Source organism: Embleya scabrispora DSM 41855, from assembly GCF_000372745.1.
GTDB classification, from domain to species: Bacteria; Actinomycetota; Actinomycetes; order Streptomycetales; family Streptomycetaceae; genus Embleya; species Embleya scabrispora.
In genome coordinates, this window is the sequence record NZ_KB889561.1 from 155,980 (window position 1) to 167,247 (window position 11,268).

7 protein-coding genes are annotated in these 11,268 nt (G+C 72.8%); 6 read left to right on the forward strand and 1 reads right to left on the reverse strand.

Annotation, left to right across the window (positions count from 1 at the left end; translation table 11 throughout):
- The first annotated feature begins 41 nt into the window (after positions 1-41).
- From A3IC_RS51780 to A3IC_RS0100700, 5 genes are all read left to right on the forward strand, one after another.
- Positions 42-2,936, forward strand: coding sequence for a helix-turn-helix transcriptional regulator (locus A3IC_RS51780; RefSeq protein ID WP_020548131.1), 2,895 nt, complete (start codon positions 42-44; stop codon positions 2,934-2,936).
- 133 nt (positions 2,937-3,069) lie between these two features.
- Positions 3,070-4,404, forward strand: coding sequence for an alpha/beta hydrolase (locus tag A3IC_RS0100685; RefSeq protein ID WP_040875932.1), 1,335 nt, complete (start codon positions 3,070-3,072; stop codon positions 4,402-4,404).
- A 110-nt stretch (positions 4,405-4,514) separates the two neighbouring features.
- Positions 4,515-5,963, forward strand: coding sequence for a hypothetical protein (locus tag A3IC_RS0100690; RefSeq protein ID WP_020548133.1), 1,449 nt, complete (start codon positions 4,515-4,517; stop codon positions 5,961-5,963).
- The gene (locus tag A3IC_RS0100695) at positions 5,963-7,240 is read left to right on the forward strand and encodes a CHAT domain-containing protein (RefSeq protein ID WP_020548134.1); all 1,278 of its coding nucleotides are present in this window, start codon (positions 5,963-5,965) and stop codon (positions 7,238-7,240) included. Before A3IC_RS0100690 ends, A3IC_RS0100695 begins: the two co-directional genes overlap by 1 nt.
- Positions 7,237-8,640, forward strand: a complete 1,404-nt coding sequence (locus A3IC_RS0100700; RefSeq protein ID WP_020548135.1) for a hypothetical protein — start codon at positions 7,237-7,239, stop codon at positions 8,638-8,640. The genes A3IC_RS0100695 and A3IC_RS0100700 overlap by 4 nt, the downstream gene beginning before the upstream one ends.
- A 50-nt stretch (positions 8,641-8,690) precedes the next feature.
- Here the strand turns inward: A3IC_RS0100700 and A3IC_RS51785 are convergent, their stop codons facing one another.
- Entirely contained in the window at positions 8,691-9,839 is a 1,149-nt protein-coding gene (locus A3IC_RS51785) for a hypothetical protein (RefSeq protein WP_020548136.1), read from the reverse strand.
- 266 nt (positions 9,840-10,105) lie between these two features.
- On the opposite strand from A3IC_RS51785, the gene A3IC_RS0100710 reads away from it, so the two are divergent.
- Positions 10,106-11,110 carry a DUF2278 family protein gene (locus tag A3IC_RS0100710; RefSeq protein ID WP_026217726.1) on the forward strand — a complete coding sequence of 335 codons (1,005 nt, stop codon included), beginning with the start codon at positions 10,106-10,108 and terminating at the stop codon, positions 11,108-11,110.
- Positions 11,111-11,268 lie beyond the last annotated feature (158 nt).

Here is an 11,268-nt window from a genome sequence, read left to right on the forward strand (position 1 = left end):
AGGGTTCAGTCGGAAATTCCCCCATCCGCCGGGAGCAGACGATGGCCGACCGGGTCGCCGGCCCCGCCGAAACCCGCGATCCGCCGTCGGCACCCCTGGTGGGTCGGGCGGCGCTGCTCGCCTCCGTCGAGTCACGGATCGCGGCCGGTGCCAGCGTGGTGCTGACCGGATCGAGCGGCATCGGCAAGACCACCGTGGTGGGCGCCCTCTGCGGGTCGGCCACCGCCCGCGGCGAGAACGTCCTGCGCACGAGCGGCACCGAGATCGGTCGGCGGGTCCCCTACTCCGGGCTGACCGCCCTGCTGCACCGTGTTCCGCCCGAACTCCCGGCCGCACTGGCGCCGGCGCAGCGCTCCGTGGTCGGCGACCTGCTCGCGGGCGGGCACAGCCGGATGTGTATCGAGGCGTTCGCCCCGGGCCGCCCGCCGTGGGGCGGCCACCTGTCCGGAACGCGGTTCCACGACCTGTGTGGGCGGGCCTGGCGGGAGTTGCTCGAACGTTGTTCCGCGCTCTTCCCGACCCTGGTGGTGGTCGACGACGCGCACTGGCTCGATGCCGCCTCGGCCGACGTCCTGGCACACGCGCTGCACCACCTGGCCGGCCCCGACGTCCGGGCGCTGGTCGCCGGCGGGTGGCCCGAACGCGGTACGACCGAGCGCGGCGAGGACCTGCCCTGGCTGACCGCGCCGCTCGCCGTCGAGGTCGCCGTACCCCCGCTGCCACCGGAGGACCTGGTCGAACTCTTCGACCGGCACGGCGTACCCGCTCGCATGGCGAACAAGCTGCACGCGGACTCCGGCGGCAATCCGTACCTGGCCCTGGCCCTGGCGGGCGAACCGTCGGATCGGGCCCCGCGCCACGGCCGGCCGGCGCCGCTGCCGCAGCGGGTGCGCGCGCTGATCGGCGAGCGTGTGGGTCGCCTGTCCCCGCAGACCCGCGAGACGTTGCTCGTCGCGGCGCTGACCACCCGCCCGACCGTCGAACTGCTGTTGCGCGCGGGGCGCGCGGACGCCGAGTACGACATCCGGCTCGCCGCCGCCACCGGGCTCGTGGTCGGCGAGGGTGGGCGGATCAGATTCACCCCGCCGGCCGTGGCCGGCGTACTCGCCGAATCCGCGCGCGCCGATCATCGCGCGAGGCTGCATCTGGCCCTGGCCGCGGTGGTGACCGACGCGGCCGCACGCATCCGCCATCGGGCGCTCGCCTGCGCCGACCCGAACGCGGAACTCGCCCGGAAGCTGGCGACCGCCGCCGGGGAGGCCCGCCGCCGCCGCGGTTCCCGGCGGCTCGCGGCCGAGTTGTACCTGCTGGCCGCGGAGCGCACCCCTGCGGAGTTCGACGGTCGGCGACTGGATCGGCTGGTCGCCGCGGCGGAGGTCGGTGCGACCGCCGGGCTGTCGGAGGTCGTGCACCGGGCGGCGGACGCGGTGCTGGCCGCCGACGCGCTGCCCGCGCAACGGGTGCGGGTGCGCATGGCGTTGATCGACCTTGCCGGCCAAGGGCTCTCCGAGATGGACGAGTTGTTCGCCGCGGCCCTGCTCGACGCGGGCGAGGACCCGGCCCTGATCGGACCGTTGCGACTGCGGCGCTCGTGGGCGGCGATGGTCGCGGGCGACCACGAAGGCAGCGCCCACCACGCGGAGGCGGCGATCGGGTCGGCCCGAACGGCCGGCGACCGGGCCACCGAGTCGATGGCGCTGGCCGTGACGGCGATGACCGCGCGGATCACCGGACGCCCCGATCACCGGCTCCACATGGATCGGGCACCGACGCCGGCGGAGCCCGAACCCGACGGTCTGTTGCACCTGACGCCGCGCTTCGTGGCCGCGCGATTCGCGGTCTTCGACGACCGGCTCGACGACGCCCGACACGATCTGCTCGCGATGCTCGCCCGAACCGAGGGCGGCACCGGCGAGGAGATCGTCGCGGTACTGCGTTCGCTCTCCGAGGTGTCCGCCCGCCTGGGCCGGTGCGCGGACGCACTGCACTTCGCGGACCGGGCGATGCGGATCGCCGAGGACTCCGGCCTGAGCCCGGGGCCGGGTTGGTACAACGGCGCGATCGCCGAACTCGCCGGCGGCAGCGTGGCACGGGCCGCGGCCTACGCGGAACGCGGTGTGCGCGCGTCGGAGCAGGAGGGCGACTCGATCTTCCTGGAGCGCCATCTGCACGCGCTCGGGCAGGCCCGGTTGCGCGCGGGGGACGTCTGCGGAGGCATCGAGGCGTTGCGGCGGATCGCCGACCCCGCGCGGGGTGGGTGGGTGTCCCCGCCGTCGGTGTTGCGCCGGCACGGGGACCTGGCCTGCGCACTGGCCCTGGCCGGCCGACTCGACGAGGCGGAGCACGTGATCCGGTCGGCCCGGGAGGCGCTGGATCCCGCCGACCGCGGTCGGGGCACCAGCGCACAACTCGACCGTGCGGAGGCGGTGCTGTGCGCCGCTCGGGGCGAGGCCGGCCGGGCCGTGGAGCTGCTCGACCACGCGACACGGATCTTCGAGGCCCTGCGCCAACCGCTGGAGTTCGGCCACTGTCTGTTGGTCCTGGGCCGGATCGAGCGCAGCCGCCGCCGGCACGCCGCCGCGCGTGCCGCGGGGGCGCAGGCGCTGGCGGTGTTCACCCGGTGCGGCGCGCGGCCGTGGATGGAGCAGGCGAGTCGTACGCTCACCCGGCAGTCCGCGCCGGGCGGGCCGCCGGACGGCCGGCCGCGACCCGATGCCGCCCGGGCGTTCGCGACGCTGACCGAGACCGAGGAACGGGTGGCGCGGCTCGTCGCGGAGGGGGCGAGCAATCGAGAGGCGGCGGCGGCCCTGTTCCTCAGCGTCAAGACGGTCGAGGCGTCGCTGACCCGGATCTACCGCAAGTTCGCCGTCCGTTCGCGGACCCAACTCGGCTCACACCTGCACGACGCGCTGGGCCTGCCGGAACATCCCCGCTGACCGGCCCTTGCGAACCGCCGACCGGCCGTCCCGCACCCCCGGGCATCGAGGCCCTGCCCCGTTTGCCCCGGCCTGCGGGGAGGTGAACCATGGAATCAGGATCGTCGCACCCGCACGGATCTGGAGCCGGACGATGTCTGGTCCTTTTCAGCAGTTCCCACTCGACGGGGGCTCGACAGCGGACCTGTATCTGCTCCGCTACGACCAGGACGGTGGGCTGCGCAGTCCCCTCGCCGAGCAGGAGATCAAGGACCGGCTCGCCGGGGTCGGCGACGTCTTCCTGTTCTCCCACGGCTGGAACAACGTCTTCGCGCAGGCCCTGGATCGATATCGCGGTTTCATCGGCGGTTTCATCGCTCAGCGCCAACAGTTCGCGGTTCCGGTTCCACCGGACTACAAGCCGCTGCTGATCGGCGTCGTCTGGCCCTCGACGAGTTTCCTCATGCCGTGGGAGGCGGGCCCGAAGATCGCGGCCGATCCGGAACCGGACGGGCCCCGGGCACGCCAGGTGGAGGAGATGCTCGGCCTGGTCACCGGGTCCCTCGGGGCCGAGACGGACCCGGAGTTCGTCGAGTTGGTGGACGGCCGCTCGGTGATCGACGCCGATGCCGCGCTGCGGGCGGCGGAGATCGTGCTCGGCGCGCTGCGGGCCGGGCCCGACCCGGACGACGGGTCGCCGCCGCCCACCGCCGAGGAATTCCTCACCGTCTGGGCGGCATTGGACGGCGGCGGAGTGGCGGCCGCACCCGCCGACCCGGACGACTTCGGCGTCGCGCGCGGTGCGTCCTCCGGTCTGCTGGCCGCAGGTGGGGGATTCGATCCGCGCAACCTGTTGCGTGCGGCCACCGTGTGGAAGATGAAGGCACGCGCGGGTGAGGTGGGAAGCAACGGGGTGGGTCCGCTCGTGGCGCACATCCTGCGCGAGAGCGGGGTCCGACTGCATCTGGTCGGCCATTCCTTCGGCGCGAAGGTGTTGTTGTCCGCGCTCGCGGTCGCGGCCCCGAGCCGTCCCGCCCGGTCGATGTTGCTGTTGCAGGCCGCCGTCAACCGCTGGTGTTTCGCGGCGGACGTCGCCGGCACCGGACGCCCCGGCGGCTACCACGCGGTCTTGGATCTGGTGGACAGGCCGTTGCTGACCACGTTCTCCGCGTTCGACGAACCGCTGACCAAGGTGTTCCACCTCGCGATGCGCGGAAGTCAACTGGGCGAACCGGGCGTCGCCGCGTTCGGCGATCCCGAACTGTACGGTGCGCTGGGCGGATTCGGGCCCGCCGGCGTGGAGGGGATCTCCGCCCGTCGACCCGCGGCCGTACCCGGTCGAGAACGCTACGACCTCGGCGGCGCGTTGCGCGTGATCGCCGTGGACGGCGGGGTCGAGATCGACGGAAAGCCGGCCGTCGCGGGACACGGCGAGATCAGCAACCCCGCGACGTGGTGGGCCATGCACGCACTCGTGCGGCCCGACTGAGGCCCGGCCGGCGCACCGGCCGACCCGATACGCCGCCCGACGCGGGCGGGGAGGCGGACGTGGGCGGCCGAGAACGGGCGGCCCGAGCGGCCCGAGACGAAGGAGTCGTGATGGCCGAGGCTCTCATCGAGAGATGGCGCCTGGCGGTGCTGCGGGTGCGGCTCGACCTGGCACGGTCGTCGCCGGTGGCCGTGGTCGAACTCGTCGGTTATCCGGCGAAGGGTGCGACGACGTACTGGCGGGCCGAATTCGACTACGCCGCCTTCGGGCTCGCCGAGGGCACGGAGCCGCCGACCGGGCTGCGGGTGCCCCGCGACTTGGTCGAAGGCGTCACGAGCTGCCTGATCGCGGACTTCACGGGGGATACCGCGCTGTGGTTGCGGCTGGTCCCGCCCTATGGCCACCTGGGCGGGGTGCCGTGGGAGAGCGCACTGGTCCCCGCCACCGGTCGCCCGCTCCTGCGGGTTCCCGATCGGCTGCCGCCGGGATCGGACCCGGGTCGGGTGTGGACCGTGGCCGTCGCCGTGTCCGCGGCGCCGAACGCGGCCTGGGTCGCCGGATACCTGTCGTCGTTCATCTCCTCCCTGCGCACCTCCGTCGCGGGTGAGGTGGATGTGCACGTGTTCACCGACCGGGGCGCCGAACAGGCGCTGCGGGCGCTGTCGCACGAGGGTCCGGACGAACCGCGTGTGCATCTGCACGACCCCGGCGACGCCGCACTGCCGGCCCGGTCGGGGTCGCCGCGCCGGCGCCAGGACGCCGACGCGCGCCCCGCACCGGGCCCGCTGCTGTGGGGCGACTGGATCACCGCGGGGCTCGACGGCCGGGCGGTGCGGGCGCTGCACATCGTCACGGAGGGCGCCTTCGAGGGCAACCGCCCGGTCCTGTCGGTGAGTCCCGACCCCGCGGCTCCGACCCACCGATCCGATCGCGCGTACGTGACCTCGGATCGGGTGCGGCGCCTCGCCGACCGCGTCGGCGCGTCCGTGCTGTCCTTCGGATCGCCACCGGACAATCCGTGCGACTCGGCCATCCGGATCATGGCCGACCACGTCGGTCTGCGGCGTGCCGGGCCGACGTTCTACACCGCGTTGCCACTGGATCCCGCCGGCTACGCGTTGGCCCGGGCACACGCGTTCGTCGCCGGCGCCCCGGGTTCGGTGGCGATCCCGCGCGACCCCTCGCTGTTCGCGTACCTGCAGCCCGAGTTCGTACAGGCCGCGCTCCGGGACCCCTGGCCCGATCCGGACCGGCCCGGGCAGACCTGGCTCAGTGGGCGAGCGGCGATCGGGGAATCGGCGACCAGCGGCGAGATCCTGCCGAACGCCCTCGATGTGGCCGGCGGCGAAGAGATCACCGCGCGCTACGCGAACGCCGAGTCGGTGCCGATGTGGGTTGCCTCGTCCACGCGTTACATCGAGAACCAGGTGGCCTCGCTGGTACGGACCGCGGGCGTTCCGGGCGAGACCCCGGCTGCCAAGCAGGCCTACGACCTCGGGGTGGGGCAGGCCATCGCCGAACTGCGCGCTCTGGTCGACCGGCGGATGCGGGAGTCGTGATGCGTATCGTCCTGGGCTTCGAGCCGTTCGGGGACCGCACAGTGCTCAAATTGCGCGAGGCGCCCGCCAACATCCCGGGGTTGGGCACCAACGAACTCACCGACGTCACCGACCCCGGAGGCACGATCGCCTCGCGCGGCGAGGCCCTGCTGGAGCGGCTGTGCCGGCATCCGGCGGTGAGCCTGGGGCTGAACGTCGCGCTCGCCCAGCCGCCGGTCGCCGGACCGGAACCGCTGTACCTGCACATGGTCTCGAACCAGGCCGATCAGCTTCCCTGGGAGCAACTGCGCTCCGTCCCCCAGGGATTCATCGCCCTGGACGCCCGCTGGCCGATCGCCCGCATCGCCGCCATCCGCAGCCCGGTCGATCGCCGCACGTTCACCCCACCGTTGACCATCGTCGCCGTGCTGTCCGCGGCCCTGCGCAGCGGCATGCCGCAATTCCAGGCACTGCTGGCCGCCACCGCGTTGCCCGATGCCCGGGCGGTCGGCACGCGGCTGCACGTGATCAGCGCCGAACAGGCCGTACTCGATGCCGTCGCGGCCACCGGACGATCCGACGTCAGCGCCGAAACGATCCCCGCGAACGCGCCCGACCTGGCCAAGCGCATCACCGCGGCCCGGCCGCACATCGTGCACCTGCTGTGTCACGGTGGGGCGGTCGGCGGTGTCCGAACACTGGCCTTCGCGCACACCGCCGACGTCGACGCGCGCGAACCCGTCGGCTCCGTACAACTGAAGCTGCCCGATCTGGTGGTCGCGCTGAACCCGTGCGCACCCTGGCTGGTGGTCCTCGGTGCCTGCCAGACGGCACAGACCTCGGACACGCTCTCACTCGCCCACGAACTCGTCTCGCAGGGGTTGCCCGCCGTCGCGGGCATGCGCAGGCTGATCGACCTCAACGACACGGACCGGTTCTGCGCCGCGCTGTATCCGGAAGTGCTCGCCACCGTCCGCATCGCCGTCAAGGACGCCGGAGAGCACGAGATCGATTGGGTCACGACCTTCACCGCGCCGCGCCAGGCGATGGCGCAGGCCGATCCGTCGCAGACCGACTCGTGGTCGGATCCCGTGCTCTACGTGCAGGACGAACCGCTGCGGATCACGTCGAGTTCCGTCGTGGGTTTGCCCGACACAGCGAATCTGCAGGGGCAGCTCGACACCTACGAGCGGTTCCGCGCGACGCTCGATCCGATCACCGTCGACCGGACCCTGCTGGACCGGGTCGACGCCCTGATCGCCGACCTGCGGGCCCGATTGGCGGGTGAGGGTCCATGACTCTGCCCGCGGACATACAGCTCAACGCCTGGACCGGGGACGAGGTCGCGCGGGCCACGACGATGGACGACGCGGCGCGCTGGGGTGCCGGCACACGCGGGATCCCGCGCTCCCAGGCCGTACTCCCCTTCGGCCCGCCGGCCGACCCGCGCGACTGGCGTTCGGCCGACGTCGGCTACGGGGTCCTGCTGCCGGACGGCACCGATCCGAATCCGTCCGACGCCGCGAAGGCGGCCGGCGAGGACGCCGCCGCACCGGTACGCGAACTGCTGGCGGCACGGCCGGACACCGTGGTGCTGCGCTGGAGCCCGGACCTGCCCGATCACCTCCTGCGCAGGTACTTCGCCGATGGCCCGCCCCAGGAGCCGGCCATCGGGTTGTCCGAGTTCGGGATCGGCCGGGGCAGGCTCCCCAAGTACGTGTCGATCGTCGGCGGCCCCGAGGTGATCCCCTGGTCCGTGCAGTACGCCCTGGGCACCCGGCACCTGGTCGGGCGCATCCCCCTGTCCGGGGAGCCGCTCGCCCGCTACGTGCACGCGCTGCTGGCGAACTGGAGCGACGCGCGGGCCCGTACGGACCGGGCGCTGACCTGGACGGTCGACCACGGTCCCACGGACATCACCGCGCTGATGCGCGCGGTGATCGCCGCACCCCTGGCCGAGCGCCTCACGCCGCCCCCACTCGCGCAGTTCCGCGATCTCAGGGCGGCCGAGGCCACCGGCGCGGCGCTGCTGGGCGCCTTGACCGAGATCAGCCCCGGACTGCTCGCGACGTCCAGCCACGGCCGCACCGGACCGCTGGGGAACCCGGCCGAGATGAGGGCCACGCTCGGACTTCCGGTCGACGACACGCACACCACCGTGCCGCTGGGCACGCTGTGCGACGCGATGCCCGGTGGTTGCGTCTGGTACGCCCAGGCGTGCTGCTCCGCCGGTGCCGCCGGCGAGAGCTTCTACGCGGGACTGCTTCCGGTCGGCAGTTCCGCCTTCGGCGCGGTCGAGGCCGTCGCGGGGCTGGGCACGATGGTGGCACCCGCGGCACTGGAACTGCTCGGTCGGGAGAACCCGGTGCGGGCCGTGCTCGGTCACGTCGAGCCCACCTTCAATTGGACCCTGCAGGTCGACGACACCGGACAGGGGCTCGGCGGGCGCCTCGTCTCGGCCCTGTCCACGCATCTGTACGCGGGCGAGCCGCTGGGCTTGGCCCTGGCCGAATACCGCTCCGACGTGGGCGAGTTGCACACCCGGTGGGCCCGGCTGCGGGAGGCGTTGGCGGGCGGCGACACATCGGTCCGGGAGACGTTGACCAGGTTGCGCGTCTCGGCGCTGGACCGACAGAGCCTGGTGTTGCTGGGCGACCCGACGGTGGCGCTGCCCGCGTTGGGCCGCGCCGGGCCGTGACGCGTGCTGCCCGACGGGCGCGGCGGCGGCTCGGACGGGGCGCGGCCGGCTCAGCCCGGTTGGCCCGAGGGGTTGCGTGTCGTCTTGGCGGGGTTCGTCGTCGGGCCGCCGACGGAGTTGAGGACCAACTGGGCCTGACTGTCCACGAAGCGGGTGAACAACTGCTGCGCGTAGCCGAAGATGACCGCCCAGGCGATGATCTGCGCGGAAGAGTCGAGCGCGCTCAGGCCGGGAATGAAGTCGCCGCGCATGAGCAACAGGCCCAGGAGGGCGGTGAGCGCGCCGGTGGGCAACTTGAGCAGGGCCAGCGCGACAGGCACGTTGTACGGCGTCGAGGTTCCGTGGATCCGGCGCAGCGACGCGGCGGCGGCCACGGCGGCGGCGACCAGGCCGACCAGCTCGACCACCGGATAGTCCCACTTGGAGGCGACGTCCGCGTACATCTCGTCCAGGCTTTGCCCGGCGATCCGGTCGCGGTTCGCCGCGGAGCCGGTACCGGCGGTGGCGGTGGCGCAGACGATGCCCATGCCCGGGGGGTTGAAGCACAGCGGCACCGTCCCGGGCGAGGCGGCGCCGGCCATGGCGATCAGGGCGGCGATGATCGCGAGCGCCGCGGTGACGCCGAAGACGATGTGCGCGAAACTGCGGACCCTGAGCTTCTCCTTCAGATGCACCTGATGGGCCACGGTCGAGGCATCGATCAGGACTTCGCGCTGCTTTTCGGTCAGTGTGTCGCCCCCGCGAACGGAGAGCGCCATTTCGTCCACGCGGGCGCGGCGTTCGTCGCCGAGTGGCAGGTGCTCCTTGATGAAGGCCACGATGCCGGGAAGGTGTGCGGTGATGTCTTCCAGCGTCAGGAGCCGCAGCAGAATCACGTAGGCGAGGTCCAGTTGCGTCTGGGCGACCGCGATGTGTGCGGCGGGGCGGCCGTGTTCGTGCCCCAGCGCTCTCTTCGCCTCGTCGAGCGACTCGAGGGCCTGGTCGGCCAGGACCTGATCGCCCGCGGTGAGCGGACCCGGAGTGGTCTTGCTCTTGAGGAGTGCCTCGAGTTCGATGACGCGAGAGCGCAGTCCTTCGCGCAGTTCCCACTGTCCGCGTTCGTGCCGTCGGAGGTTGCGGGCCTGCGAGCGCCCGTATCGCCGGGAACTGCCCGGGGGCGGCGGCGGGAGCCGCTCCGGGGGTGTCGGGTTTGACTCCATGTATTCGACTATGAACGACGGGCCGGACGAATTCGTGCGTGATCGGCTTCTTCGGGTCCGGCATCACCCCGATGGACGCGCTCGGAGGGCCCACCGTGCCGTTGCTCCGGTGGTACGCGAGTGCCCTGCGTCCTCCGTCGTTCTCGGGCGGGCGATCGGATGCCGGTCGTGCTCCCCGGTGTGTCGCACCCGATTCCGCCGTGTTCGCCCTCCACGATGGCCAGGGCCGCCCGGCGCGGGACCGGGCCCGGTGGGAAGGGATGCCCATGCCGCTGAGGGACTACGGAGTTCTGGCCGCGCGAGCGGTGGCGCGTGTACGCGAAGGCGCCGCCGGCACTCCGCACTACCAGATCCATCTGGCCGACGACGCCGGCACCGCGTACCGTGCGGCGATCAACGTGCTGTCCAAGGAACCGCCTTCCGAGTTGCTGTTCGTGGTGGTGGAGGACTTCCGCCACCCGATCACCGACGCCCTGCCGGCCGCGGGCAGCGGATGGACCGCGCTCGCGTCGCAGCCCGGCGGCGCCGCGCTCGACTACATCCGCGCCAACCTCTTCGACCCGGCGACCGCGCGGCCGCTGCCCCCGGACCTGCCCGGCGCGGACAACGATCTGGCCGACCTGCTCGATCACTACGTGCAACGAGCGATCGGCGACCCGGCGGCCGCGCTGTACCTGTTCGGCCAGCGCTTCGGCCCCGAACCCGCCGAGCCGGACAAGGTGTTCGGCTTCCTGCCCGGCAACGGCGTGCACGACGTGCACATGAATCAGGGCAACAGTGAGGAGTTCCGCAGGGACGACGGTGTCTGGCAGGACGGCGGCCTGCTCATCCGCCTGCCGGACGGCCGCTGGGTGGCCGTCTTCCTGGCCTTCCAGTCCCAGGTGTGGCACACCGACGACACCACCGGCCACGCCCTCGACACCGCGCCGCCCCTGCCGGGCTCCGGCGAGGAGCCGATGCGGATCGTCGCGGCGCTGGTCAACCCGCCGGGCCCCGCTCCCGAGGCGGAGACCGTCACTGTGCTCAACGCCTCCCCCGAACCGATCGCGCTCGATGGGTGGCGGCTCGTGGACCGCAACAAGACCGCGCTGCCGCTCCCCGCGACGACGGTGGCGCCCGGTGCCGTTCTGGTGGTGCCCGGTAACCCGACGTTCCAACTCGGGAACCGCGGCGGCGCGATCACCCTGCTCGATCCGGCCGGGCTCAAGGTGCACGGTGTCACGTATACCGCGGCCCAGGCGCGGCGTGAGGGTTGGACGATCGTGTTCTGACGGTTGCCCGATCTTCTTCCGATCGGTATGCGCGGGTGCGATCGGCACCGGCGCGTTCCATCGGCTCCGACGGATCGAATCGGCACTTGCGCGGGGGCTGCGCGGCGCGCGTCGCCCCCGCGCGGCACGCCCGGCGCCGTCGGTGGCACGTTCGGGCC

Excerpts from the sequence above, each read along its gene's own strand:
- A3IC_RS51780 (WP_020548131.1), top strand. The coding sequence starts at position 42 with ATGGCCGACCGGGTCGCCGGCCCCGCCGAAACCCGCGATCCGCCGTCG.
- A3IC_RS0100685 (WP_040875932.1), top strand. The coding sequence starts at position 3,070 with ATGTCTGGTCCTTTTCAGCAGTTCCCACTCGACGGGGGCTCGACAGCG.
- A3IC_RS0100690 (WP_020548133.1), top strand. The coding sequence starts at position 4,515 with ATGGCCGAGGCTCTCATCGAGAGATGGCGCCTGGCGGTGCTGCGGGTG.
- A3IC_RS0100695 (WP_020548134.1), top strand. The coding sequence starts at position 5,963 with ATGCGTATCGTCCTGGGCTTCGAGCCGTTCGGGGACCGCACAGTGCTC.
- A3IC_RS0100700 (WP_020548135.1), top strand. The coding sequence starts at position 7,237 with ATGACTCTGCCCGCGGACATACAGCTCAACGCCTGGACCGGGGACGAG.
- A3IC_RS51785 (WP_020548136.1), bottom strand. The coding sequence starts at position 9,839 with ATGGAGTCAAACCCGACACCCCCGGAGCGGCTCCCGCCGCCGCCCCCG.
- A3IC_RS0100710 (WP_026217726.1), top strand. The coding sequence starts at position 10,106 with ATGCCGCTGAGGGACTACGGAGTTCTGGCCGCGCGAGCGGTGGCGCGT.